Raw genomic sequence first — 24,706 nt, 5'->3', positions numbered from 1 at the left:
CTCGGTTCTGCGAGGTCAACGATGCGTCCGCGAGGTGAGCTCACGAAAGCCCCGTCCACAGACTGTGGATAACTTCGGCGGCACAGCGGTCCGCCTCGAGCGTTCAGCGGGGCAGGCGTCGCAGGATCGCGTGCCTCGCCTCGGTCAGGGGTTCTCGCAGGAAGTGGTCATGGTCGGGCGAGCCGTGGCGATGGTCGACCGGGCCGGGCCAGGTGGTCCGGGCGCGGTCGCCGATGTGCTGTTCGACTCCGTCGATGAGACGCAGCATCTGCTCCAGGACCGCCTCGTCGGTCCGTTCGTAGACGTCGCCGGCCGCGAGGTAGACCGGTGAAGTGTGCGCCATGATCGGGCGTTCCCAGACGTCCGCGTGGCGGGCGACGTCCTCGCCGGGGCCGTAGCAGCGGGCGGCGACCCAGGAGGACTCGTCCAGTGTGAGGTCGAGAGAGAGCGAACCGGCCGACACCGGTGACTCCCAGCGCCGCGACTCGGTCACCGAGCCGTTGACCACGATCTCCAGGCGGTCGACGGGGAAGATCGAACGGAACTCCGCGACGACGCCCATCGTCCGCTCCGCCGTACCGGTGAGCACCGCGCCCGGCGCGGCGCCGTCGACCGAAAGGCGCAGGTGCGGGCCGCTGGTGATGACGGTGTCGCCCGACCTGACCGCCGCGCACCAGTCCCAGTAGTCCATCGTCGCGGGGTCGGGGACCCTGGCGTAGGTGCGGATGAGGCCGATCGGCACCTCGCTGCTCATCTTGTCGGTGCCGCCGACAAGGGTGAGCCGGTATCCGGCGTTCAGGTACCGGTAGTACTGGCCGATGTTGTACTCGTCGTAGGCGATCATCTCGACGCCGTCGAGCCTGCCGGTGGCGATGAGGGCGGCCGCCTCGCCGTTCGGTACGGGGAAATGGGCGAGCACGACTGTGCCGCCCTGGGCGTGACACTCGTCGGCCCAGTGCGCCAGGGTGGTCTCCAGTTCCCCGCCGAGGTCGGCCTCCTCCGCGCCGCCCGTGCACCAGGGACGGATCGGTGCGCGCAGGCCGAGCAGGTTGATGTGGCCGAGCATCGCGGTCCGGTTCTCCTGACCGGTGTGGACGTGCGTCGTCCCGTCCGCGGAGGTGTGCGGGTTTCCGGTGAAGTCCTCCGTGTTGGTGTACAGGTGGCCCCACTGACTCATCAACAGGTTGGTGACCCGCACTCCCTCGCCGCGTGCCTCCAGCTCAGCGCCGAGCGTGGAGACGAAATGGACGTGGGTGTCTCCGGCCACGTATCCGTCCGCCTCCGGGTCGAAGAACGGTTTCAGCCGCAGTTCGAGCGTCCGCTGCCCCGGCCGGATCGTCACCTCCGTACGCAGCGGCGTGTGGTCGAAGCCGCGTGCGGCCTCCACGACGACGCGCCCGTGGGGAAGCCAGCCTTCGAACTCCCCGTCGACATAGGCGTAGGTGCGCTGTCCCAGGCGGACGTCACCGCCGATGTCGAGGTTCCAGGTGTTGCCGTCCGAGTTGATGTGCGCATGGTGCCCGTACGGGGCGAACGGGATGCCCTCGGGGGTGTGGAAGTGCAGGCGACAGGCGAGGGGCTCGCCGGTCACGTCATCCACGACCGACCCCTTGATCCAGGCCCGGCCGGCGTCCGGCAGGTGCCACGAGGTGCCGTCGTCGGTGACGATCCGCCCCTGGGAGAGCAGGTCGCTCCAGGTGAAGGCCGCCTGGACGGTACCGCCGACGGAGAGCGTGACCCGGGCGGAGGGCGTCGCCGCGACCTTGGCGTAGCCGCGGTGAGCGACCGTGGCGCCGCCCCAGCCGGGCGGGTTCGACCGGCTGGCGCAGTCGACCGTGCGGTAGGCGTAGGTGGCGGTGCCGCGGTCGACGACCACCGCGACGTCCTCGTCCACCGAACCCCCGGCGAGCGAGAAGACCAGCTCCCTGGCGCCCGTACGGCCGAACGGGTCCTCCTCCAGCCGGCTCAGCGTGACCGCTCCGATCAGCACCGCAGGCCCCGCGGAGGCGATCTCGATCGCGGCCACCCGGTGCCCGGGGCGAGGGTTGCGCCAGGGCCATAGATAGAACCGGTACGGCAGGACGTACGGGGTGCGCGCCTGCGGATCATCGATGTCGACGAACCTGGCCCCCGCCGCGTCGTATCGCCCGCACGTGCGGTGCATCAGCCGGTGCTGCGCGTCGGGCACCGCGAGGAAGGGCGTCTGCCCCCAGTCGAGCGGGATCGGCCGCCGCTGCCACAGCCGCGGGGTGGGCCCGATCTCGAACCGCTGCCGTACGGGGACGGTCTCGGCGCCCCCGTCGGCGTACCGGAACGTGTAGTGGGCCACCGTCTCGCCGACCGGGGCACCCTCGAACAGGCTCGGCTCTTCCAGGGCGTGGGCGAAGAGAACCCAGTGGCACTCCGCGTCCACCGGGATCACCTCTGACTGCCCGGCCACCCGTATCAGCGACGCCCCCGACAGCTCCGCGCCGAAGCGGAACGGCAGGCCGTACAGCAGCCGCGAGCCGGTGAACGAGACGTCCACGTCGTCGAGCAGCGTCATCGGGGCGTTCCACGACGCCGTCAGGTCCAGCGCACGGTAGCCGCGTATCCAGGTCATGCCCGCCCCGCCGCCGGTACGGCCTCGTCCTCGACGTTCGTCTCCGCCAGCCCGGCGTACCGCTGCGGCGCCCGCGCGCGCAGGGACAGGGCCGAGACGATCCCGGCCACGAAGGCGAGCACGCACAGGCCGAGAACGACGGCGTTGGTCACCGTACCGCCGCCGGTCAGCAGCGAGATGTTGGCGACCGTCAGGACGAAGATCAGGCAGAGCGCCAGGAAGCTGAGGCCGGGTGCGATCAGGCCGCGCCACAGCCCGGTCTCGGGGACGTTCCGCCGGAGGTAGGTGATCACGGCGAGGCAGCACAGCGCCCACAGCGCGATGATCCCGAGGAAGCCGATCGCGCTGCCCCACAGCAGCAGCCCGAGGTACGGGTCGAGGCCGAACACGGCCCACACCACGACCACGACCGCCGCCAGAACCGTCTGCACGGCGCCGGCCAGGTGGGGCGAGCGGGTACGCGGATGGGTGCGCCCGAACGCGGCGGGCACGAGCCGCTCCCGGCCCAGCGCGAACAGGTAGCGGTTCGCCGCGTTGTGCAGCGCCAGCAACGCGGCGAACGCGCTGGTGATCAGCAGGATCTGCGTGACCGCGGCGATCGGGCCCGGTGTGTACCGGTCGAACACCCCGGTGACCAGGTTGGCGGTGTCCTTCTCGGCCGCCCCCTGGATGGCGCCGGCGCCGAACGCCTGCACGATGGTCCAGGTGATGAAGGCGTAGAACACGGCGATGAACGCGACCGCGATGTACGTCGCGCGCCGCACCGTGCGGATGCCGCCGCGCGCCTCCTCGCTGAAGATCGCGGTGGACTCGAAACCCATGAACGCGCCGAAGACCAACGTGAACATCGCCCCGTTCTCCGGCGTGAGCACCGTGCCGGGGGAGAACGAGGTGAACGACGTCGAGCCCGCGCCGCCCTTGGCCAGCACGCACACGGCCATCACCACCAGTACGGTGACCTCCAGGACGAGCAGGATTCCCAGGATCCGCGCGCTGGTGTGGATGCCGGTGAAGCCGAGCCACGCCACCAGCGCGACGCCCACGAGCGCGAAGACCCACCAGGGGAGCGACAGACCGGTGTACTTCTCGAAGGACTGCGTCGCGTAGAGGCCCAGCGCCCCGTACGTGCTGATCTGCAGGGCGTTGTAGGCGAGCAGGGCCAGTGTCGCCGCGCCCGAGCCCATCGGCCGGCCGAGACCCCGGGTGATCGTGGCGTAGAACGCCCCCGCGTTGCGGACGTACCGGCTCATCGTCATGAAACCGACCGCGAAGAGCGCCATCACGACGCCCGCCACGAGGTAGCCGCCCGGGACGGCGGCGCCGCCCTTGAGGAAGTGCAGGGGCGCCACGGCGACGATCAGGGTCAGGGGCGCCAGGGCCGCCAGGACCGTGAAGACGAGGTCCTTCGTCCCCATCGCGTTCGTCGCCAGGCGGTCGGTGCCTGGGGGTGTTGACATGGTCCATCCGCCTCCGGAGTCCAGGGAAGGCAAACGCTAGGCAGCGGCCTTTCCCGGCAGAAGTGGACGTTGCGCCCCAGGCCGGCCCCGCCGTTGTACGGATCGTCCCGGCGGCATAAGCGCGCCTCGCTCCGCCGGCGCAGCGCGAACCACAGCTCCATGCGTACGTCGGGGTCGGTCAGGTCCCGGTCCAGGAGCCGGGTGATCTGGCGCATCCGGTGACGCACGGTGTTGCGGTGGACGCCGAGGTCGGCGGCGGTCCGGTCCCAGCTCCCGTTGTGCGCGAGCCAGCTCCGCAGCGTGCCGAGCAGCAGGGCCGAGTCCTTGGGCGTCCCCGCGTCGAGGCCGGCCAGGAGCCGGTCGGCGTACCGGGAGGCCTGCGGGGTGTCCAGGAGCGCCAGCAGACCCTGGGGATCGGCACCGGCCACCACGCTTCGGCCCCGGATCCGCGCGCCGTCGAGGGCGGAACCGGCCTCACCCCACGCGGGATCGAGGTCGGCGGCGGGATGCGGACGGCTGATCCCCGCGAGGAGGCCCGCGTCGTCCACCGCGCGCAGCAGTTCGCCGGTCGGACGGTCGTCCGGCAGGATCGCGACGAAGGTGTCGTCGTCCTGCTCGACGAACGGGGTGTCCAGCAGCACGGACAGCCGCTGGGTGATCGTCTCGCGGGAGCCCGGTGGTTCGCCTAGCAGGCCGCGGACAAGGCGCCACGGCACGTCCTCGGCCAGGTCGAGCGGGGCGGCCAGCCCGCGGGCGAGCGTGGGGAGCCGCAGCAGGCCCGTGACGACGGCCGCGCCGAGCGCCTCCGGCGAGCTCGCCGCCGAGGGCGCGGTGAACAACAGCGACAGCGCCGAGGCGGCCACGCCGACGAGGCCACGGTCGGCGACGGTGAACGGCGTGCGTCGCGCGATGGCCACGGCGTAGCCGGCCGGGGCAGGGCCGAGGAGCCGCTGCACCTCGACGTTCTCCTCCGCCGCGGTGAACGCCGCGCTCCACGGCGACCGGCTCGCGCAGGCGCGCTCCAGCGCCTCCGCGACCTCCGGGTCCCGCCGTACCGGCCCACCGGACCAGGTGCGGTCGCGGTTCCGATCCACGACCAGTACCCAGCCGTCGAGGAGCTCGGCCAGCCGCTCGACCACGGCCCGCAGCGGCCCGGGGCCGGCGGCCGCTCTGATCAGCAGTCCCTGGCCGTCGGAGAGTCGCTTCAGGTCGCGGGTCTCGGCCCGGACCAGCTCGGCGTGGTGGAGTTCGACGATCGAGGCGAACGGCACGTGCGGCGGCACCTCGAGCAGGGCCATGTCGTGCCGGTCGCACGCGGCGACGAGCTGCGGCGGCACGGCGTCGAATACAGGTGTCACCCCGAACCCGACCGCGACGACCCTGGCGTCGCTCAGGCGTCGCACGTACTCGTCGCTGTCGGCGGGACGGAAGCCGGTGCCGGCGAGCAGGAGGAGTTCGCCGCCTCGCAGGAACGGCGGATCGGGCAGTTCGCTCACGTGCACCCAGCGAACCCACCGATCGGCCGGGTCGGCCGCGCCCAGCGGGCGCAGCGCGAGCCGGTCCACGAAGAGCCGGAGGGGAACCACGGGTCAACGATAGGCGGACCGCTCACCTGCTCTGATCGTGCGTTTCAGCGGGTCACGGCCACGAAGATCTTGGTCGTGGGCTCGATCGTCACCCAGTCGCCGGCGAATCCCCGCGGGATGAAGAACGCCTCGCCCGCGCCGAACTCCTCCCGGCCGCCGTCGAGGTCGACCACGGCGACCCGGCCGCTGAGGAGGACGCAGATCTCGTCGTACGGCCACGGGTCGATGCGCACCGCGCCGGGCTCGCCGGTCCAGTATCCGCCGGAGTACTCCCGTGCCGGTCCGCCGTAGGCGAGGTACTCGGTCTCCTCCCAGCGCTCCGACAGCACCTGATAGCCGTCGAGGGGCGGCACCGTGGCCGTGCCGTTCTCGGGGGTGAGACGGACGATGTCAGTGATGCGCATGGGTCGCTCCGATGTCGCGAGTCAGGAACCGGTCCAGCACGTTGCGGACGATGCGGTCGACGAACGGATCGCCGGCCTCGAGCGCGTGCGCCCACTCCGTCGAGCCCCCGTTGAACACCTCGCCCCGCCCCCGGGTGAAGGCCGCGATCATGCCCGCGCCGCGCATCTCCCCCTCGTGGACGTAGTCGGGCAGGTCCGCGCCCAGCTCGCGGTTGTAGGCGTAGACCTCCTCCTCGGGGCCGCCGATGGGCAGGAGACCGTCGAAGCGGTCCTCCTCACCGCGGACCGCCGGGGTCATCGCGAGGATCTCCAGCGTCTCCGGCGCGCCGTCCTCGAAGGTCGGGTACGGCAGGCCACGCCGGAAGGTGTACTCGACCGAGTCGACCTCGAACGCGGCGAGGAAGGTCGGTGCCGCGCCGAGCTGGTCGCCGTAGTACAGGTCGGTGTCCGCGAAGGCCCAGTGATGGGGACGGTAGACGGTGAACCCGCCCGACGAGCGGGGCGTGGCGACCCCATAGCGGGTGTAGATGCCGCCGAGACCGTTCAGGCCGATCGTGGTGGCCCCCGGGCGTCCCACCGACTTGGCCTCCCACACGGTGGTGGCCGTCTGCGGTGACCGGGCGGCGTCCGGGTCGAGCGAGGGAAGGCGGTAGCAGAACTGCGTCGTCAGGTCGTCACTCAGCCTGACCTGCCACTGGTAGTTGCCGCCGAACCGGGCGAGGCCGCCGCCGCCGTCCACGAAACGGTCGACGGCGTCGCGCATCCGCCAGCTCCAGTACTCGTCGTGCCCGACCACGATCACGCAGCGGTAGGGGTCGAGCACCGTCTCATCGGCGTGCAGGTCGTGCTGGGTCAGGTAGTCCAGCTCGTACCCGTGCCGCTCGGCCCACCGGACGAACGGCCGCTCGTAGGTGGCCCAGAACGCGTCCGCGTGGTGACGGCTGTAGCCGTTCAGGCGCGCCCACTCGTACGAGGCGTAGCGGGGGGCGCCGTGCATCGGCAGGGTGAGGTGGTTCGCCTCCCGCGGCGCGCCCACGGGTTTGCGGATCATCCCGCGGGCGATCGGCCGCCGTGTCGACGACAGCGGGCTGCCCGTGTCCTCACGCGGGTCGTCGCCCAGCCCACGGTAGTGGTTGGCGCCGCCCCAGTCGTTGTAGGCGAGCATCGTGCTCGTGGTGAGGACGATCGCGGCCCTCGGCCGCCGGGCGGGCGCGGCCTTGACCACGAAGAAGTGCTCGCGTTCCCAGAGCTCGCCGTCGCTCAGCGTGGCCCGTACGGTGACGACGTAGAAGCCCGGACGCCAGTCGCCGGGGATGTCGAGGGTGAGGCCGACGGGCCAGCCGCACCCGGTGGCGTAGGCGTCGGCGGGTGCCTCGAACCGCCCGGCGGTGACGCCGTCGCGGCTCCAGACCGTCTCCGGACGCAGGCCGTCACGGGTGACCTCAACGGTGAAGGTCGGCACGCTCGCGCTGAGGTGGAAGGCGACCGTCTCACCGGGGAAGTAGGAGAACCGGTCGGTGTAGCACCACACCTCCTCGGTGTCCGGAGCGGCGTACGCACGCTCGGACGGCCACTCCCTCGGTGACCAGACGAATGCGGGCTTGGGGTTGTGCACGGTTCTCTGCTCCTCGGTCGTTCTTCAGGGCCGCCCGCCGTCACGGCCCACGGCCAGGACGCTGAGCAGTTCGTAGGCGACGTGCGCCGCGGCGATCCCGGTGATCTCCGCGTGGTCGTATGCCGGGGCCACCTCGACGATGTCGGCTCCGACGATCTCGGCACCGGCCAGCCCCCGGAGCGTGGCCAGCAGCTCCCGGCTCGTCAGCCCGCCGGCCTCCGGCGTACCCGTACCCGGAGCGTGGGCGGGGTCGAGCACGTCGATGTCGACCGACACGTACACCGGCCGGTCGCCGAGCCGTGCCCGCATCCGCTCGACCGCGGCGGCCGTGCCGCCGGTCTCGTAGTCGTCGGCGCGGATGATCTGGAATCCGAGCACGCCATCGTCGGTGAGGTCCTCGCGCGAGTACAGCGGGCCACGGATCCCGACGTGCATGCAGTGCTCGGGATCGAGCAGACCCTCCTCGGCGGCCCGGCGGAACGGGGTGCCGTGCGTGTAGGGGGCGCCGAAGTAGGTGTCCCAGGTGTCCAGGTGGGCGTCGAAGTGCAGCACCGCGATCGGGCCGTGGTCGCGGTGCAGCGAACGCAGCAGGGGCAGCGCGATGGTGTGGTCGCCGCCGAGCGTCAGGAGCCTGGCGCCCTCGGCGCGCAACTCGTCCGACCGCCGCTCGATCGTGCGGATCGCCTCCTCGATGTCGAACGGATTCACGCCGATGTCACCGGCGTCGGCGACCTGCTGGAGGCGGAACGGCTCGACGTCGAGCGGTGGGTGGTAGGGCCGGAGCAGCTTCGACGACGCGCGGACGTGGCCCGGCCCGAAGCGCGCGCCCGGCCTGTAGGAGACGCCGGTGTCGAACGGCACACCCACGATCGCCACGTCCACCTGGTCGACCTGGTCGGTGCGCGGCAGCCGCGCGAAGGTGCTCGGCTCGCCGTAGCGGGGGATCTCCGTCGCGTCCACCGGGCCGATCCTCGGTGCGTCCTTCATGAGTCGCAGCCTCCAAAGACAGGGATGGGAGAGGTCACTCGGCGTCCTCGCCGAACGCCGACATGACGTGCTTGACGCGGGTGTACTCCTCGACGGAGTAGAGCGACAGGTCCTTGCCGTATCCCGACTGCTTCACGCCGCCGTGGGGCATCTCATGCACCGGGGGCAGGTGGCAGTTGACGCCGACGTGACCGGCGTCGATGGCGCCGGAGACCCGCAGCGCGCGGGCGTGGTCGCGCGTCCACACACTGGAGGCCAGCCCGTACGGCGAGTCGTTGGCCTGCCGGATCGCGTCGGCCTCGCCGGCACAGGTCTGCACGGTGACCACCGGCCCGAAGATCTCGGTACGGCTGAGCTCGTCGGCCGCGGTGATCCTGTCGACCACCGTCGGCCGGTAGAAGTAGCCGGGCCCGCCGGCGGCCTCGCCGCCTTCGAGCACCTTCGCGTGCGACGGCGTCCGCGCGACCAGCCCCGCGACGTGCGCGAGCTGGGCGGGGTTGTTGAGCGGCGGGATGGCCAGCGTGCCGTCGCCGGTCTCCTCCGGCGACGGCTTGATCTCACGCACCCGGTCCACGAGCGCGGCGACGAACGCGTCGTGCGCCCGCTCCGCGACGATCACCCGGGTGGCCGCGGTGCAGTCCTGACCGGCGTTGAAGTAGCCGGCGAAGCCGACCGCCTCGGCGGCGGCCTCCAGATCGGCGTCCTCGAAGATCACCACCGGGGCGTTGCCGCCGAGTTCCAGGTGGGCGCGCTTGACGGTGTGCGCGGCGGACCGCGCGACGGCCCGGCCCGCCGCCGTGCTACCGGTGATCGAGACCATGGCCGGGACCGGATGCGCGGCCAGCGCGGCGCCGGTGTCCCGGTCGCCGCACACGACGTTGAGCACCCCGGGCGGCAGGATGCCGGCGAAGAGCCCGGCCAGGTGCACCGCGCTGGCCGGGGTCGTGTCCGAAGGCTTGAGCACGATGGTGTTGCCCGCGGCGAGCGCGGGGCCGATCTTCCAGATCGCCATCATCGCCGGGTAGTTCCACGGCGCGATCGCTCCGATGACGCCGACCGGCTCGCGGCGGATCGACGAGGAGTGACCGCGCACGTACTCGGCCGTCGCCTTCCCCTCCAGCATCCGGGCCGCCCCCGCGAAGAACCGGAGCTGATCGACGATCGGGACGATCTCCTCGCGCAGGGTCAGCGCCGGCGGTTTGCCGGTGTCCCGGCACTCGACCTCGACCAGTTCGCCGGCGTGGCGCTCGATCGCGTCCGCCATGCGCAGCAGGTGGCCCATCCGCTCGGCGGGCGTCGTCCGCCGCCAACCGCCGAACGCGCGCGCCGCCGCCGCGCAGGCCCGGTCGACCTCCCGCGCGTCCGACCGAGGGGCCGTCGCGTACACCTCGCCGGTCGCGGGGTCGACGATCTCGGTCCGGTCGCCCGTCGGCGGGGCGAACTCCCCGTCAACGAAGTTCGCAAGCTCCATGAAGGACCAGGCTAGGAAGCCGGTCGCCCGCCCCGCTTGGTACGAACCGGCCCAGCCGTCGGACCCGGTTGTGCAGTCCGGACAACATCCGGGCGTCGGGCGTGACCACAGTCGGACATCTCGTGGACACCGCCGACGCGACCCCTACAACGGTCCACCGCCGGGGCGCCTCCCGAATACGGGCGTCCGAAAGGAGCGCTGCCGCCGCAACCGAGCCGCCGACCGGGCCCGAGGCCGCCCGGCGCCCACCCGGAATGGTCGGCGAAAAGCCAGGAGAACACCGGACGGCCTGCGGAAACGAGGCGACCCCCGCCGGGGGGGAGAGCGGGGGTCGCCGTACGGTCCGGCTCTGGGGGGGTAGAGCCGGTCCCGTTTTTCCGAGGGAAGTCTCTTCGTCAACCTAAATCGGAAGACAGGCCATCGTCAGCAACAACGTATACCTAGCTTCCTCAGTGTATGCAGATTCGACATATGCTGCCCCATCACAGGCCGTTGCGTCGAGAGGCGTTCTATTTCAAGAAGCATCCAGGACACTACTCCCATGACATATTCGGACATACACCACCTGTGTCACAGCCTGAACACCGACCGCGAGTTCCGCAGCGTAGCGGACGAGTTCGCGCCGGTTCTGAACGCCGCTTGACCGAACCGGCTGGAACATAGATCACTCTAGGTAACCGCTTGACCTGAGGGCGGGAACGACACGCCCCTTCCACCCCCACGACCGCCAACACGGTGAACATCCGGCGAAGAGCACAGGCCGGACCGACCGCACAGGGCTTGTCAACTGCGAGAATTCGGCGTAGACAGGTGTCACGGACGCATAGTCCGAGCACGGCAGCCGGGCACCCACGCGCGACCAGCCGCGGTAGGCGTGTCGAGACGGGCTTGACCCGGTCCGACTGATGAAGGTGCACGCTTGGTAACCCGGTCTGACGTGACGGCGAGCGACGTTCCCACGGGAACGCCGCTCGCTTTGGTTGCACTCTCAATTTCGTAAATTCGGGCATTAAGCTCATCTACGTGTGAATGCCTCGCAAACCGCCAAGGCGTCCCGGGCGCCAAGTGCGGTGGCCTCGGCGCAGTGACTCACCCATTGCCCGACTCCCGACGGAGTGCCCGAGACATAGGCGCGGATCGCCTCGACATAAGCGGAGCCGAGTTCCACATGCCCCACTTCCGGCGCGGCCAGCGACTTCGGGTCCAGACCGCGGTCGATCAGCGTGAGCCGGGCCGCCGCGCGCGCCACCAGACCGTCCGCCGAGCCGAACGGCCGCAGCGCCAGCAGTTCTCCCTGGGCGACCGCGGCGACCACCAGCGCCGGCGCCTCGGTCGGCGTCGTCAGCAGGTCGCTCAGGGACGACAGCCGCTCCGCGACCTGCGACGGGGACGGAGGCGCCCCCAGCGACAGCGGATCGGCCGCCTCAAGCGACGCACGGGGACGCCCCAGCGAGCCGGAATCCGAGCCGGAGACCGCCAGCACATGCAACCGCGCCAGCGCCTGACGCGGCGCCACCCGCCACGTCGGCGCCAGCGACCCCAGGGACGCCGACACCCGCAGCGCCCCCTGGATCAGCGGATCCTCCACCAGCCCCGCCCGTACGTCCTCGAGCGAGGCCGGTGCCCCCTCCAGCTCCGCGGACGCACGGGCGCCGCGCAGGGCCGACTCCGCCGAGACCTCCGCGCTCCGCCGCCGCAGGATCCGATGACCGAGCAACCGGTCCACCGCCTCCCGCGCCGCGGCGACGGATTCAGGAACCCCGGGCAACCCCGCGACATGGGCAAATGGGTCGTTCATTCGGACGACCCTAATCGGCGGGCACCGGGTACCCTTCGCGGGGCCCGGTGACAGGGATCGATGCCCCTTGTCACCACCGGCTTCGAACTGCTGGAGTGGCTAGACAGACCACCGACTCACCCATTGGCCGAAGGAGCGCACCGTGGCGCAGGAACCCCCAACCGAAACCCTGTCCAACCTTCTTCAAGAGAGCCGGCGGTTCGCTCCCCCCGCGGAGCTGGCCGCGGCGGCCAACGTCACCGAGGCCGCCTACGGCGAGGCGGCGGCGGACCGTCTGGCGTTCTGGGAGAAGCAGGCGGAGCGGCTGCACTGGCACACCAAATGGGACAACGTGCTCGACTGGTCGAACCCCCCGTTCGCCAAGTGGTTCACCGGCGGGCAGCTCAACGTCGCGTACAACTGCGTCGACCGCCACGTCGAGGCGGGCAACGGTGACAAGGTCGCCTACCACTGGGAGGGCGAGCCGGGCGACACGCGGACGATCACGTACGCCGACCTCAAGCGCGAGGTCAGCAAGGCCGCCAACGCGCTCATCGAGCTGGGCGTGAACAAGGGCGACCGGGTCGCGATCTACATGCCGATGATCCCGGAGACCGTGATCGCGATGCTGGCCTGCGCCCGGCTCGGCGCGCCGCACACCGTGGTCTTCGGTGGCTTCTCCTCCGACGCGCTGCGCAACCGCATCGAGGACTGCGACGCCCACGTCGTCATCACCGCCGACGGCGGATACCGCCGTGGTGCCCCGAGCGCCCTCAAGCCCGCCGTCGACGAGGCGATCGCGGGCCTCGACCACGTGCGCAACGTGCTCGTCGTACGCCGCACCGGCCAGGACGTGGCCTGGACCGACGGCCGCGACGTGTGGTGGCACGAGTTCGTCGACCGCCAGAGCGAGGAGCACGAGGCCCAGCCGCACGACGCCGAGCACCCGCTCTACGTCATGTACACCTCCGGCACCACCGCCAAGCCGAAGGGCATCCTGCACACCTCGGGCGGCTACCTCACGCAGGTCTCCTGGACCCACCACGCGGTGTTCGACCTCAAGCCCGACACCGACGTGTTCTGGACCGCGGCCGACATCGGCTGGGTGACCGGGCACTCCTACATCGTGTACGGGCCGCTCTCCAACGGCGCGACCAGCGTGATGTACGAGGGCACGCCCGACACGCCGCACAAGGGCCGCTGGTGGGAGCTCGTCGACAAGTACAAGGTCACCATCCTGTACTGCGCGCCCACCGCGATCCGCACGTTCATGAAGTGGGGCGCGGAGATCCCGGCCCAGCACGACCTGTCCTCGCTGCGGCTCCTCGGCTCGGTCGGTGAGCCGATCAACCCGGAGGCGTACGTCTGGTACCGCACCAACATCGGCGGCGACCGCACCCCGGTCGTCGACACGTGGTGGCAGACCGAGACCGGCGCGCTGATGATCTCGCCGCTGCCGGGCGTCACGCACGGCAAGCCCGGCGCCGCGATGCGTCCGCTGCCCGGCATCGAGGCCGACGTGGTCGACGACCAGGGCAAGCCGGTGCCGGACGGCGGCGGCGGGTTCCTCGTGGTCAAGGAGCCGTGGCCGTCGATGCTCCGGACGATCTGGGGCGATGACGAGCGGTACGTCAAGACGTACTGGTCCCGGTTCGACGGGCTGTACTTCGCCGGCGACGGCGCGAAGAAGGACGAGGACGGCGACCTGTGGCTGCTCGGCCGCGTGGACGACGTCATGCTCGTCTCCGGCCACAACATCTCCACGACCGAGGTCGAGTCGGCCCTGGTCTCCAACCCGAAGGTCGCCGAGGCCGCGGTCGTCGGCTCCACCGACCCGGTCACCGGCCAGGCGATCGTCGCGTTCGTGATCCTGCGCGGCGACACGGTGGACGACGGTGACGCCCTGGTCGCCGAGTTGCGCGACCACGTGGGCAAGCACCTCGGCCCGATCGCGAAGCCGCGGCAGATCATGATCGTCCCCGAGCTGCCCAAGACGCGCTCGGGCAAGATCATGCGCCGCCTGCTCCGTGACGTCGCCGAACACCGCTCGCTCGGCGACGTGACCACGCTGACGGACAGCACGGTCATGGACCTGATCAAGGAGAAGCTGCCGGCCCAGAAGGAGGAGTAGACACGCCGACGGGCCTCAGCCAGTACGCGACACGGGAGGGCGCGGCCGGTGGGCCGCGCCCTCCCGCGCGTGTACGGCGCCCTGAAGGGGAATCCGAAAAGGGATGGTCACGACGTGTGACGCCGGACAGGACTAACCTCTGACTAGGCGGTCTTGATCAAGCCGACCGCCGTCGCCCGCGCCCGGGGACACGTCGTCCCGTACGGAGAGGAGAACCATGACGGAGGTACGGTCCGACGGGCAGCTCGAGGACAAGTCTCTCGGTGAGCTGGTCGCCATCGCCACCGGAAGTGTTTCCCGCCTGGTCAAGTCCGAGATCGAGCTGGCCAAGCTCGAGCTCAAGGACGACGCCAAGAAGGCCGCCCTCGGCAGCACGCTGTTCGCCGTCGCGGGGCTCATCGGCGGCATCGTGGTGATCCTGCTGTCGATCGCCGCCGCGTACGGCCTGATGACGGCCGGCATCTGGAACTGGGCGGCCTTCCTCATCGTCGCCGGCGCGTACGTCGTGCTCGCCGCGATCCTCATCGGGATCGGGCTGTGGCGGATGAAGAAGATGACCGGCGTCAGCCGGACGCGCCGCACCATGAAGGACGACATCGCCATGCTCCGCCGTGGCGGCGACGAATCCAAGCCCGCCCTCACCGAGTAAGTCATGTCCGACGAATCCGCCGCCCTGATCGAAGGCCCCTGGCGGCATCGATCGGTGAGCGCGGGCGGCACCCGCTTCCACGTCGCCGAGCTCGGCGGCGGGCCGCTGGTCCTGCTCGCGCACGGGTTCCCGGAGTTCTGGTGGACCTGGCGCCGGCAGCTGGAGACGCTGGCCGCGGCGGGATACCGCGCGGCAGCCGTCGACCTGCGCGGGTACGGCGGGAGCGACAAGCCGCCGCGCGGATACGACCTGGTCACGCTGGCGGGTGACGTCGCCGGGCTGGTGCGCTCGCTCGGCGAGGCGAACGCCACGGTGGTCGGCCACGACTGGGGCGGCCTGCTCGCCTGGACGATGGGCGTCTACTACCCCAAGGTCGTGCAGCGCCTCGTCGCGGTCTCCACCGCCCATCCACTGCGCCTGGGCCACTCGCTGCTGACCGACGTGCGCCACCAGGGCTGGGCGGCACGCCACGTGTTCGGCTTCCAGCTGCCGATCGCACCCGAGAAACGCCTGGTCAAAGACGATGCCGCCCTCGTGGGCGAGCTGCTGCGCGACTGGTCCGGGCCGGGCTGGCCGGACGCCCGCACCGAGCAGGTCTACCGCACCGCCTTCCAGATCCCGGCCGTCGCCCACTGCGCGCTGGAGTACCACCGCTGGACGATCCGCTCACTGCTGCGCCCGGACGGCATCCGCTACTCCCGCCGGATGCGCGCCCCGATCCGCGTACCGGTGCTGCACCTGCACGGCGCGCTCGACCGTACGGTGCTGCCGCGCAGCGCGCAGGGCTCGGGCCGCTACGTCGAGGCGCCGTACCGCTGGAAACTGATCGAGGGCGCCGGGCACTTCCCGCAGGAAGAACGCCCCGAGAGCTTCGACGAGGAGCTCCTCGGCTGGCTGTCCGACCCGGAGCCCGACCGTTGAACGACCGCGACCGCGACGACGCGGGCCGTGCCCGCAGCTCCCGCCCCCGAGACGCGTACGGCCGCCCGCTCCCCCGCGGCGCGCGGGGCGAGGACCGGGTGCCGGACGACTACACCGCGCCGCCGGAGGAGGCTCTGGCCGAGGCGCAGCGGCTGCTCGACGCCGACCGCCCGTTCCACGCCCACGAGGTGCTGGAGGCCGCCTGGAAGGCCGCCCCGGACCCGGAACGCGAGTTGTGGAAGGGCCTGGCCCAGCTGGCGGTGGGCTTCACGCACGTACGGCGCGGCAACGCCCAGGGCGCCCAGGCCCTGCTCCGCCGCGCCGCCGACCGCATCGCGGCCTACGACCCGGCCCCGTACGGCATCGCCGCCGCTTCGCTCGCGGCCCACGCCCGGCGGATGGCCGATCGCATCGAGAAGGACGGCCTGGCGGCCGTGACCGACGCCGACCTGGCACCGAACCTCAGCTGAGGAATCAGTCGGAGCAGGACTGGGTGGAGACCTCGTTGACCGCGTTGACGCCGGCCTGGGCGTCCGGGGCCACCTCGGCGGCGGTCAGGACATAGCCGGTGTCCTTGTTGTCCAGCGCGGCGGCGAAGACCACGCCGTACACCTTGCCGTTCGGGGCCAGGAGCGGTCCACCGGAGTTGCCCTGCTCGACCAGGGCCCGGATCGCGTAGATCTCGCGGGTGACCTGGCCGGAGTGGTAGATGTCCGGGCCGCGCGCCTTCTGCTTCGCCCGGATGCGCGCCGGGCGGGTGGTGAAGGGGTGGTTCTTCGGGAAGCCGGCCACCACCGCGTCGTCGCGCGTGTGCGCCGTGCCGTCGAACTTCAGCGTCGGCAGGGACAGGCCCGGCACGTCGAGGATGGCCACGTCGCGCTTGTAGTCGTACAGCACGACCCGGCCGCTGAACGTGCCGCTGCCCATGGTGAACACGTGTGGGTTCGAGTCGACGCCGGCGACCACGTGGGCGTTGGTCATCACGCGGCCCGGGGCGTACACGAAGCCGGTGCCCTCGATCTTGCGCTGGCAGCTGCGCGCGGTGCCGATGATCTTGACGATGCTCTTGCGGGCCTGGCGCAGCTCGGGGGTGTTGAGGATCTTGGTGTCCGGGGGCGGCACGTCGACCACCGACTCGCCGCCGAGCCCGCCGAAGACCTGCGGGAAGCCGGTCTTGGAGACGAACCCGCGGAAGGAGGAGAACCAGGTCTCGGCCTGGTCGGGCATGAAGGTGTTCACGCCGTGCAGGACGGTGGAGTCCTTGACCTGCGTGCGCAGCCACACGAACGGCGAGGTGACCAGCGCGCTGCCGATCAGCCAGGCGACGACCAGGAGCGCGACACCGCTGACGCACGCACCGCCGACCGCGTCGACGCTGCGGGCGGACTCCCAGGTCACGCGGCTGCGCAGGGCCGAGCCCACCGAGGAGGCCAGCAGCTGACCCAGCGTCGCGGTGAGAAACGGGATCACGATGGCCAGCAGCGCCTGCTGGGCCGGACCGTCGACGACCGCCTTGACGATCGGCGGCGCGATGAGCATGCCGACGATGACGCCGCCGACGAAGCCCACGAAACTCAGCGAACCGACGATGAACCCCTGCCGGTAACCCGAGATCGCGAACAGGACGACGAGCGCCAGAAGAATCAGATCGAGAAGGTGATCGCCCAGCACTGGTTCACCGTATAGGGGAAAGGCGGTCGCGCACGTCCCCTCGGCGGACCAGATCCGCTCCGGCGCGGTACATACGCGGGACTACTCGCGCTTGGCGAGATCGATGACCTCGGGCGGGAGCTCTTCGACGCGACTTTTGTCCCATGGACGCTCCCAGCCTCCGACCTGGAGAACACGGTGGAGGATCCCGGCGGTGAACCCCCAGACGAGCATTCCGCGCGCGCGGAAGGCGGGCGCCAGATGTCCCGCCGGGCCCCGGATCCGCAGCCGGTTGGCCGGATCGGCGAGTTCGGAGATCGGCACCCGGGCGACCGAGGCGACCTCGCCGGGGTCGCCGGCGGCGATCGCGGACGGCTCACGCCACCAGGCGACCACGGGGGTCACGCGGTAGCCGCTGTGGGAGACGTACAGCTCCGGCATGGTCGCCAGCACGGCGACGCCGTCGGGGTCCAGACCGGTCTCCTCGGCCGCCTCGCGCAGCGCGGCGCCGACCGGCCCGTCGTCGCCGGGGTCGATGCCGCCGCCGGGGAAGGCCGGCTGCCCGGCATGCTTGCGCAGCGTGTCGGCACGCTGCAGGAGCAGCAGGTCGGGCCCCTCCGGACCCTCACCGAACAGGATGAGGACCGCGGCGGCGCGCGCGCCGTTGGCGGGCGGCCTCAGCTGCTCGGGCACCTCCGTGGCGGGCGCCACGGCCACGAAGTCGCGCAGCCACTCCGGGCAGTCCGGGACGTCGAAGACGCGGGTCACGAGAACGGACCCGGCCGGACCAGCTTGCTCGCCGTCTTCTCATCCGTCGGTCCCTCGCCGAACGAGGGGCACAGCGGGGCGAGCGGGCAGGCGCCGCAGGCAGGGCGCCGCGCGTGACAGATCCGGCGACCGTGCCAGATCAGCCGGTGCGACAGGATCGTCCAGTCTTTGCGCGGGATCAGCTCACCGACCTCGTACTCGATCTTGACCGGGTCGGTCTCGGCCGTCCATCGGAACCGCCGGACCAGCCGGGAGAAGTGCGTGTCGACGGTGATGCCGGGCACGTCGAAGGCGTTGCCGAGCACGACGTTGGCGGTCTTGCGCCCCACCCCGGGCAGCTTGACCATCTCGTCGAGCGTCCGGGGCACCTCTCCGCCGAAGTCGTCCCGGATCGCCGCGGAAAGCCCCATGACGGACTTGGTCTTGGCGCGGAAGAACCCGGTGGGCTTGAGGATCCCCTCGACGTCTTCGGGGTCGGCGGCCGCCAGGTCCTCGGGTGTGGGGTACTTGGCGAACAGTGCCGGGGTGGTGAGGTTGACCCGCTTGTCGGTGGTCTGCGCCGACAGCACCGTGGCGACCAGAAGCTGGAAGGGGTTTTCGAAGTTCAGCTCGCAGTGCGCGTCGGGGTAGGTCTCGGCGAGCACCCGGTTGATCTTCCGCGCCCGCCGCACGAGCCCCAGACGCGTCTCCGACTGCCACTTGCGGGCTCGCGCTCGTGGGGTCACATCCGTCGCCATGCCTGTCAGGGTAAAGCGTCCGGGCGGGGCCGCGACCACGAACCGGAAACCGGTCATCCCTGGTCGCCGCGGACGGAACGTGAGAGTAAAAGGGGGGCCGCGTCACGTTCACACTGCGACGTGCGTCACACTTATGGTCGTAGGTTACCGAGGAGGAAACGTGAACGACCGCGACGTCGAGGTGCTCGGCCGGGCGCCGCTATTCGAGGCGCTCGACGAAGAGGGAGCCAGGGCGCTGCGAGCCACGGTCACAGAGGTGCACCTGTCACGTGGTCAAACGCTGTTCTCCGAAGACCAGGAGGGCGACCGCCTCTACGTGGTCCTCGAAGGCAAGATCAAGCTTACCCGTACGGCCCCCGACGGCCGGGAAAACCTCCTCAGCGTGTTGGGACCGAGCGAGATGTTCGGCGAGCTGTCGCTGTTCGACCCGCGGCCCCGTACGGCGAGCGCGATCGCGGTGACCGAGGGACGGCTGGCCGCGCTGAGCCACAGCGACCTGTGGCCGTTCCTCAAGGGTCATCCCGAGATCGGCATCCACCTGCTGCGCGCGCTGGCCCAGCGGCTGCGCCGCACCAACGAGATCATGGCCGACCTGGTCTTCACGGACGTGCCGGGCCGGGTCGCCAAGGCCCTGCTCGACCTGGCCGAGCGCTTCGGCCAGCCCACCGAGACCGGCCTGCACGTCCACCACGACCTGACGCAGGAGGAGCTGGCCCAGCTCGTCGGCGCCTCCCGCGAGACCGTCAACAAGGCGCTGGCCGACTTCGCCCAGCGCGGCTGGCTCCGCATCGAGGCCCGCGCCGTCCAGGTCCTCGACATCGAACGCCTCCGCAAACGCTCCCGCTGACCGGGGCACCGCCCTCAGCTCCAGAGACGGAGATCCAGGTGCCGGAGTTCGTCGTCGAGGCCGACCCGGACGCGGTGGCGAGGACGCGAGCCGCCCTCCTGCGTTCCAGGCGCGGTTCCGCGTGGAGCTCCGCGGTCGGAGGCTGCCTCATCCTGGGCATCGCGATCGGCGCCACGGCGATCGCGGGATTCGGCCTGGTCTCCTTGCCGATGGCCGGGGTGGGAGTCGCGGGCCTGATCCTGGTGGCCGATGCCCGGAGGCAGTTCACCGCGGTTCGGCGCATGCGGGCGACCTGGACGGCCATCGGCGTCCCGCCGGAGGTACTCCTCCTGTCCCCGGCCGGGCTTCGCTGCCGCGTCGATATCGCGCCGGAGCCCTGCTTTCTCCCCTGGTCCAAGGTCGCGAAGGTCGGTCTGCGCGGCGGGCGGTCGCTCACCGTCGAGCTCGCGCCGGGCGTCACCGCGGCCACGCCGGGCGTGAGCGGGCTCGACCAGCCCGAGGTACGACGCGCACTCCGCCGTCGTGAACTCCGCTTTCCCCTCAGCTCACTCCGCCGGCCGCCGGAGGAGATCGACCGAGCGCTCACCACGTTCACCGCCGGCCGACTGCGCCTCGGCTAGCCTCCCTTCCGCGGCCTTCCGCGGCCTTCCGCGGCCGGACTGGACATCCGTCCGGTGGACCACACCCGAACAACTCTCCGACTACGCCACGGTGCTCGCCGCCGACCAAGGTCGGGACATGGCCCGGTCCTGGGGTTAGGAGCGGCCGTCGGAACCCTCGGCCATCCACCCGAGAGTGTCGAAGCGCATGGGCGCGGCCCCGACCAGCTCGGTGAGCCGCTCTTCGAGCTCCTTGAGCTGGTCGGTGCCGATCCGCTGCTCCCACTGGCGCCGCAGGCCCTCGAAGACCTCCTCGCCCTCGCGCAGCAGGTCGGAGCCGCGCGGCGTTATTCGCAGCCGCTTGCGGCGCCCGTCGGCCGGGTCCGGTTCGCGGGCGACGTAGCCGCGCTCCTCGAGCACGTTGATGATCTTCGCGGCCGCCTGCTTCGAAATGGAAAGGCGGCGGCCGAGTTCGGCCGCGTTGTCCGCTCCCGAGAGCATCGCGTGCATCGCGAAGTCATGCAGGGGGCGGTGGCCCGGGTAGCCCCGCCGGGCGAGTTCGGCCGTCGCGGCGTCCGCGAAAGAGCGGAACCCGGCCAGCAGAAGGAGCGCCAGGTCGGCACCGGTGCGAGGCATCGGTCCAGGCTAACGCACCCCAACAATATCGACAACCAAGGGGACTACCTGGACATCGACAACCCTGGGGACTATTTTGGTCGACAACCAAGTAGTCGAAATTCGGAGAGCACGATGACCACCACCCCCGGCGCGACCCTGCCCGGCGTCACCCACCACACGGCCGATCTCAACGGCACGCGCCTGCACTACGTCTCGGCCGGCGACAGCGGCTCGCCCATCCTGCTGGTCCACGGGTTCCCGGAGACCTGGTGGGCGTTTCACAAGCTGATCCCCCTGCTGACGGCGAGCCACCGGGTGATCGCGGTGGACCTGCGCGGCTTCGGCGACTCGGCCATCGGGCCGGGCGACTGCGACAGCCGGACCGCGGCCGAAGACCTGCACCAGCTCATCCGGCACCTCGGCCTCGGCCCCGTGCACCTGACCGGCCAGGACATCAGCGGCGCGACCGTCTTCCGGCTGGCCGTCACCCACCCGGAAGATGTGCTCAGCCTGACCGCCATCGAGATGGGACTGGCGGGCTTCGGACTGGAGGCACTCGCCGACGTCACCCACGGCGGCGCCTGGCACATCGGCGTCCTCGCCGCTCCCGGCATCCCCGAGATGCTGCTGGCCGGGCGCGAGCACGAGTTCCTGAGCCGGTACGCGTTCCCGTCGATGACCGCGGTGCCGGGATCGATCACCGCGGCCGACATCGGCGAGTTCACCCGCGCCTACTCCCGGGCGGACGGGTTCCGCGGCGCGGCCGGCCTCTACGGCTCGATGCTGCGCGAGGGCGCCGAACTGAAGAAACTCGCCGAGGCGGGCGGGTTCCGGGCCCCGGTGCTGGCCATCGGGGCCGGCGGCGGGCAGTTCACGTTCGCCACCATGTCCCGGGCAGCGTCCGGCGAGATCCGGTCGGTGCTCTTGGACGGAGTCGGCCATTACGCCGCTCAGGAGGCCCCGCAGCGCGTCGCGGACGCACTGCTCGAATTCACCGCGGACATCGACGCGGCCTAGCGCTGCCACCACGCGCAGGTCGCCGGAGTCTGCGACATCTGCACCATGGCCACCGCCGACGCGGCGACGGCGGCGCCATCACCTCTACCGTCGCCGGCGAAAGCGCCCGGGGTCGAGGAAGTCCACGGCGCAGTACGGGTCCTCGCCGGTGATCAGCTGGGCGAGGAGCTCGCCGACGCCGGCCGCGTGTTTGAAGCCGTGCCCGCTGTCCCCGCCCGCGACCACGATCCGGGGCCGCTCGGGCAGGCGTCCGACGAGGAACTGCCCGTCGGCCGAGTCCGTGACCATGCACGGGATGACCTTCGCCGGCCGCGGGTCGAGTCCCGGGAACGCCGCCGCGACGGCGGAGGACAGCTCGTCGAGGTCCGTGCCCGGGTGGATGTACCGGTCGAGCTCTTCCGGGTCGACGGCGTCGTGCGGCTCGTCGCGGTCCAGGCCGACCTTGACGCCGAAGTCCTCGTCGGAGCCGTGCCCCCACAGCCCGTCGCCGTTCTCCCGTCGCCAGATGAACGCGGGGAAGCGCGCAAGGGTGAAGTCGGACGACGCCGGGTCGCGCGGCGCGAACCAGTACAGCGGGGTACGGCGCGGCCGGAGCGGCAGGCCGGGCACGAGCGTGCCCAGCCACGCTCCGGCCGCCACGACCACCTGCGACGCGTGGAAGGCCACCGTCGGCGTCCGTACGGTGACGCCGTCGTCGTCGGCCTCGATCTCGGTGACCATGGTGTGCGGGTAGACGTCGGCGCCCAGCCGTCGCGCGGCGGCGACGTGGGCCCGTACGTTCCGCTCGGGATAGCAGACGCCCGCTCCCGGGTCCCACACGGCGACGTCGCCGGGCGCGAGGCCCGCGTACTGCGGCTGCCGCGCGACCAGCTCGTCGTGACTCAGGGACGTGACGGGGACTCCGGCGGCCGCGGCGGCCTCCAGCGCGCCGCGTACCGGCCCGCTGTCCGGCGCACCGACGCTGAGGCAACCGGTCTGGCGTACGAGCGTCTCTCCGGTCTCCTCGCCCAGCGAGGTCCAGAGCGCGAGCGTCTTCAGCGCGATCGGCGGCAGGCCGGGATGCTCCTGGCACGCGACGCGGAACAGCCGGGTCCGTCCGTGCGAGGAGCCCAAATGGTGGCCGATGGCCTGGCGTTCGACGCCGGCCACGTCGACGCCCCGCTGCGCCAGCCGCCACAGCGCCGCCGAACCGAATCCGCCCAGCCCGACCACCACGACGTCCTTGTTCAGGATCTCCATCGGGCTGTCAGACCCCGCGTTCGGCGAGGTAGTCCAGCTGTGCCTGGACCGACACCTCGGCGACCGGCCACAGCGAGCGGTCCACGTCCACGTACACCCGCTCCACCACCTCCCGGGCCGTACGGGCGCCGGCGGCGAGGGCGTCCTCGACCTGCTGGAGGCGTTCACGGCGGTGGGCGATGTAGTAGTCCAGCGCGCCCACCGGGTCGTCGAGCTTCGCCCCGTGGCCCGGCAGGATCACCCGCGTGCCCTCGGCCATCGCGCGCAGGCGATCGAGGGAGGCCAGGTAGTCGCCCAGGCGATGCACCACCGTCGTGCCCCGGCCCAGGACGGTGTCGCCGGTCAGCACCGCCTGGTCGGCTGGCAGCCAGAACGTCAGCGAGTCCGGCGTGTGCCCCGGCGTCTGCATGACCCGCAGCTCCAGGCCGTCCAGCTCCACCACGTCGCCCTCGGCCAGGCCCTCATCGCCGAGCCTCAGCGCGGGGTCCAGCGCGCGTACGGGCACCCCGCCCACGAGCGAGGCGAACGTGCGGGCGCCCTCCGCGTGGTCCGGATGGCCGTGGGTGAGCAGGACGAGCCCCACCGGTCCCGCCACCTCGGCGACGCGGCGCAGGTGCCGCTCGTCCTCCGGACCCGGGTCGATGACCAGGGACCGCGCGCGGCCCGGCTCACGCACCACCCAGGTGTTGGTGCCGTCGAGCGTCATCTCCGAGGGGTTCGGCGCCAGAACACAGAGCGCCCGCTCCGTACCCATACCGTCGATGCTCATCACAGCGTCACTCCCTCGGGCATCACCAGATACACGCCGCCGTCGATGACGCGGGCGGAGGGGACGAGCGGCTGGATCGTACGGCGGGCCGCCAGGACGGCCGCCACGGAGTCGTACTGGGCCAGTTCGGTCAGCGTCACCAGGGTCGGCGGGAGCATCGGCATGTCACCCCGCCGGGCGGCGTCCGCCGCGTCAGCCGGGCGGATCCACACGACCCGGTCGGACTCGGTGCTGACGTCGCGGGTGCGCTGGCCCTCCGGGAGCGCGGCGACGAAGAACCTCGTGTCGTAGCGGCGCTTTTCGATCTCCGGAGTGATCCAGTGCGCCCACGGGCGCAGCAGGTCGCCGCGGAGCACGAGGCCGCGCCGGGCGAGCAGCTCGGCCAGTGACAACGACCGGTCCAGCAGCGCCTCCCGGTCGGCCTCCCACTCGTCGGCGCTGGTGTCGGGCACGATGGCGTCCTCTGCCGGGCCGGCCAGCAGCACGCCGGACTCCTCGAACGTCTCGCGTACGGCGGCGCAGACGAGCTCGCGGGCGAGCGTCTCCGTGGCGCCGAAGGCACCGCCCCACTCGGCCGGGGACGGCCCGGCCCAGCCGATCGTGACGTCGCCGTCGCGCCGGTCGACCGAGCCTCCGGGGAAGACGTGGGCGCCCGGCGCGAACTTCATCGACGACACCCGTCGCAGCAGGTAGACGAGGAGCCCGGCCGGAGAGTCGCGGAGGAGGATCACGGTGGAGGCGTCGCGTGGGACGGCCACCTCCACCCTGCCCTCGCTGATGTCTCGTGCGCGTTCGGCCAGCCCGTCGGGCAGCCGGAAGCCGGATGCGTCCGCCAAGGCGCCTCCTCGCTCAGGACGGTCCC

22 protein-coding genes are annotated in these 24,706 nt (G+C 71.4%); 7 read left to right on the top strand and 15 right to left on the bottom strand.

What is annotated here, in order from left to right:
* Positions 1-103: 103 nt before the first annotated feature.
* The 8 genes from QSK37_RS46105 to QSK37_RS46070 all read right to left on the bottom strand — a co-directional run bounded on the left by QSK37_RS46105 (position 104) and on the right by QSK37_RS46070 (position 11,920).
* Positions 104-2,602 carry a CehA/McbA family metallohydrolase gene (locus tag QSK37_RS46105; protein WP_285634825.1) on the bottom strand — a complete coding sequence of 833 codons (2,499 nt, stop codon included), beginning with the start codon at positions 2,600-2,602 and terminating at the stop codon, positions 104-106.
* Positions 2,599-4,059, bottom strand: a complete 1,461-nt coding sequence (locus QSK37_RS46100; protein ID WP_285634822.1) for an APC family permease — start codon at positions 4,057-4,059, stop codon at positions 2,599-2,601. The genes QSK37_RS46105 and QSK37_RS46100 overlap by 4 nt, the downstream gene beginning before the upstream one ends.
* Complete coding sequence (locus tag QSK37_RS46095) at positions 3,966-5,645, bottom strand: PucR family transcriptional regulator (protein ID WP_285634819.1); 1,680 nt, start codon at positions 5,643-5,645, stop codon at positions 3,966-3,968. Before QSK37_RS46095 ends, QSK37_RS46100 begins: the two co-directional genes overlap by 94 nt.
* A gap of 44 nt (positions 5,646-5,689) precedes the next feature.
* Positions 5,690-6,049 carry a cupin domain-containing protein gene (locus tag QSK37_RS46090; protein ID WP_285634816.1) on the bottom strand — a complete coding sequence of 120 codons (360 nt, stop codon included), beginning with the start codon at positions 6,047-6,049 and terminating at the stop codon, positions 5,690-5,692.
* Positions 6,036-7,664, bottom strand: a complete 1,629-nt coding sequence (locus QSK37_RS46085; protein WP_285634813.1) for a N,N-dimethylformamidase beta subunit family domain-containing protein — start codon at positions 7,662-7,664, stop codon at positions 6,036-6,038. Before QSK37_RS46085 ends, QSK37_RS46090 begins: the two co-directional genes overlap by 14 nt.
* A 24-nt stretch (positions 7,665-7,688) precedes the next feature.
* Positions 7,689-8,651 carry an agmatinase gene (speB, locus tag QSK37_RS46080; protein ID WP_285634810.1) on the bottom strand — a complete coding sequence of 321 codons (963 nt, stop codon included), beginning with the start codon at positions 8,649-8,651 and terminating at the stop codon, positions 7,689-7,691.
* 34 nt (positions 8,652-8,685) lie between these two features.
* Positions 8,686-10,122 (bottom strand): aminobutyraldehyde dehydrogenase, encoded by a 1,437-nt coding sequence (locus QSK37_RS46075; RefSeq protein WP_285634807.1) that lies wholly within the window; start codon positions 10,120-10,122, stop codon positions 8,686-8,688.
* Positions 10,123-11,137: 1,015 nt separating this feature from the next.
* Positions 11,138-11,920: a Fic family protein gene (locus tag QSK37_RS46070; protein ID WP_285634804.1), complete on the bottom strand. Its 783-nt coding sequence runs from the start codon at positions 11,918-11,920 to the stop codon at positions 11,138-11,140.
* Positions 11,921-12,062: 142 nt separating this feature from the next.
* On the opposite strand from QSK37_RS46070, the gene acs reads away from it, so the two are divergent.
* The 4 genes from acs (at position 12,063) to QSK37_RS46050 (ending at position 16,070) form a co-directional block, all read left to right on the top strand.
* Complete coding sequence (gene acs / locus QSK37_RS46065) at positions 12,063-14,030, top strand: acetate--CoA ligase (protein ID WP_285634801.1); 1,968 nt, start codon at positions 12,063-12,065, stop codon at positions 14,028-14,030.
* A 217-nt stretch (positions 14,031-14,247) separates the two neighbouring features.
* Positions 14,248-14,679 (top strand): phage holin family protein, encoded by a 432-nt coding sequence (locus QSK37_RS46060; protein ID WP_285584499.1) that lies wholly within the window; start codon positions 14,248-14,250, stop codon positions 14,677-14,679.
* 3 nt (positions 14,680-14,682) lie between these two features.
* Entirely contained in the window at positions 14,683-15,600 is a 918-nt protein-coding gene (locus QSK37_RS46055) for an alpha/beta fold hydrolase (protein WP_285634798.1), read from the top strand.
* On the top strand, positions 15,597-16,070 hold the full coding sequence (locus QSK37_RS46050; RefSeq protein WP_285634795.1) for a DUF309 domain-containing protein: 474 nt from the start codon (positions 15,597-15,599) through the stop codon (positions 16,068-16,070). Before QSK37_RS46055 ends, QSK37_RS46050 begins: the two co-directional genes overlap by 4 nt.
* Positions 16,071-16,074: 4 nt before the next feature.
* Here the strand turns inward: QSK37_RS46050 and QSK37_RS46045 are convergent, their stop codons facing one another.
* The 3 genes from QSK37_RS46045 to nth form a co-directional block, all read right to left on the bottom strand.
* Positions 16,075-17,271 carry a MarP family serine protease gene (locus tag QSK37_RS46045; RefSeq protein WP_432705668.1) on the bottom strand — a complete coding sequence of 399 codons (1,197 nt, stop codon included), beginning with the start codon at positions 17,269-17,271 and terminating at the stop codon, positions 16,075-16,077.
* 81 nt (positions 17,272-17,352) lie between these two features.
* On the bottom strand, positions 17,353-18,018 hold the full coding sequence (locus QSK37_RS46040; RefSeq protein ID WP_349497929.1) for an NUDIX hydrolase: 666 nt from the start codon (positions 18,016-18,018) through the stop codon (positions 17,353-17,355).
* Positions 18,015-18,755 carry an endonuclease III gene (gene nth / locus QSK37_RS46035; RefSeq protein ID WP_285634792.1) on the bottom strand — a complete coding sequence of 247 codons (741 nt, stop codon included), beginning with the start codon at positions 18,753-18,755 and terminating at the stop codon, positions 18,015-18,017. Before nth ends, QSK37_RS46040 begins: the two co-directional genes overlap by 4 nt.
* Positions 18,756-18,915: 160 nt before the next feature.
* Here nth and QSK37_RS46030 point away from each other — a divergent pair, with 160 nt between their 5' ends.
* Together QSK37_RS46030 and QSK37_RS46025 are read left to right on the top strand one after the other, a co-directional pair.
* A complete protein-coding gene (locus QSK37_RS46030; RefSeq protein ID WP_285584491.1) occupies positions 18,916-19,602 on the top strand; it encodes a Crp/Fnr family transcriptional regulator in 687 nt (228 codons plus the stop codon).
* Positions 19,603-19,640: 38 nt separating this feature from the next.
* The gene (locus QSK37_RS46025; protein ID WP_285634789.1) at positions 19,641-20,222 is read left to right on the top strand and encodes a hypothetical protein; all 582 of its coding nucleotides are present in this window, start codon (positions 19,641-19,643) and stop codon (positions 20,220-20,222) included.
* A gap of 135 nt (positions 20,223-20,357) precedes the next feature.
* Here the strand turns inward: QSK37_RS46025 and QSK37_RS46020 are convergent, their stop codons facing one another.
* Positions 20,358-20,837 carry a MarR family winged helix-turn-helix transcriptional regulator gene (locus tag QSK37_RS46020; protein WP_285634786.1) on the bottom strand — a complete coding sequence of 160 codons (480 nt, stop codon included), beginning with the start codon at positions 20,835-20,837 and terminating at the stop codon, positions 20,358-20,360.
* A gap of 114 nt (positions 20,838-20,951) precedes the next feature.
* On the opposite strand from QSK37_RS46020, the gene QSK37_RS46015 reads away from it, so the two are divergent.
* Entirely contained in the window at positions 20,952-21,836 is an 885-nt protein-coding gene (locus QSK37_RS46015) for an alpha/beta fold hydrolase (protein WP_285634783.1), read from the top strand.
* Between the two features lie 84 nt (positions 21,837-21,920).
* On the opposite strand, the gene solA is transcribed toward QSK37_RS46015, so the two are convergent.
* Genes solA through QSK37_RS46000 form a run of 3 tightly spaced genes read right to left on the bottom strand, consistent with a single transcriptional unit; the run spans position 21,921 to position 24,680 of the window.
* Positions 21,921-23,075: an N-methyl-L-tryptophan oxidase gene (gene solA / locus QSK37_RS46010; protein ID WP_285634782.1), complete on the bottom strand. Its 1,155-nt coding sequence runs from the start codon at positions 23,073-23,075 to the stop codon at positions 21,921-21,923.
* Between the two features lie 7 nt (positions 23,076-23,082).
* Positions 23,083-23,844 carry an MBL fold metallo-hydrolase gene (locus tag QSK37_RS46005; protein ID WP_285634779.1) on the bottom strand — a complete coding sequence of 254 codons (762 nt, stop codon included), beginning with the start codon at positions 23,842-23,844 and terminating at the stop codon, positions 23,083-23,085.
* Complete coding sequence (locus QSK37_RS46000; RefSeq protein WP_285634776.1) at positions 23,844-24,680, bottom strand: NUDIX hydrolase; 837 nt, start codon at positions 24,678-24,680, stop codon at positions 23,844-23,846. The genes QSK37_RS46005 and QSK37_RS46000 overlap by 1 nt, the downstream gene beginning before the upstream one ends.
* Between the last annotated feature and the right edge of the window lie 26 nt (positions 24,681-24,706).

Origin of the sequence: Actinoallomurus iriomotensis, from assembly GCF_030269445.1 — a bacterium.
Lineage (GTDB): Bacteria > Actinomycetota > Actinomycetes > Streptosporangiales > Streptosporangiaceae > Actinoallomurus > Actinoallomurus iriomotensis.
The sequence above is the reverse complement of the archived record's forward strand: the minus strand, read 5'-3'. Positions and strand labels throughout refer to the sequence as shown.

Bases quoted from the DNA above. Each gene is read 5' to 3' on its own strand.
- QSK37_RS46105 (WP_285634825.1), bottom strand. From the start codon at position 2,602: ATGACCTGGATACGCGGCTACCGTGCGCTGGACCTGACGGCGTCGTGG.
- QSK37_RS46100 (WP_285634822.1), bottom strand. From the start codon at position 4,059: ATGTCAACACCCCCAGGCACCGACCGCCTGGCGACGAACGCGATGGGG.
- QSK37_RS46090 (WP_285634816.1), bottom strand. From the start codon at position 6,049: ATGCGCATCACTGACATCGTCCGTCTCACCCCCGAGAACGGCACGGCC.
- speB (WP_285634810.1), bottom strand. From the start codon at position 8,651: ATGAAGGACGCACCGAGGATCGGCCCGGTGGACGCGACGGAGATCCCC.
- QSK37_RS46075 (WP_285634807.1), bottom strand. From the start codon at position 10,122: ATGGAGCTTGCGAACTTCGTTGACGGGGAGTTCGCCCCGCCGACGGGC.
- QSK37_RS46070 (WP_285634804.1), bottom strand. From the start codon at position 11,920: ATGAACGACCCATTTGCCCATGTCGCGGGGTTGCCCGGGGTTCCTGAA.
- QSK37_RS46060 (WP_285584499.1), top strand. From the start codon at position 14,248: ATGACGGAGGTACGGTCCGACGGGCAGCTCGAGGACAAGTCTCTCGGT.
- QSK37_RS46055 (WP_285634798.1), top strand. From the start codon at position 14,683: ATGTCCGACGAATCCGCCGCCCTGATCGAAGGCCCCTGGCGGCATCGA.
- nth (WP_285634792.1), bottom strand. From the start codon at position 18,755: ATGGCGACGGATGTGACCCCACGAGCGCGAGCCCGCAAGTGGCAGTCG.
- QSK37_RS46020 (WP_285634786.1), bottom strand. From the start codon at position 20,837: ATGCCTCGCACCGGTGCCGACCTGGCGCTCCTTCTGCTGGCCGGGTTC.
- QSK37_RS46015 (WP_285634783.1), top strand. From the start codon at position 20,952: ATGACCACCACCCCCGGCGCGACCCTGCCCGGCGTCACCCACCACACG.
- solA (WP_285634782.1), bottom strand. From the start codon at position 23,075: ATGGAGATCCTGAACAAGGACGTCGTGGTGGTCGGGCTGGGCGGATTC.
- QSK37_RS46005 (WP_285634779.1), bottom strand. From the start codon at position 23,844: ATGAGCATCGACGGTATGGGTACGGAGCGGGCGCTCTGTGTTCTGGCG.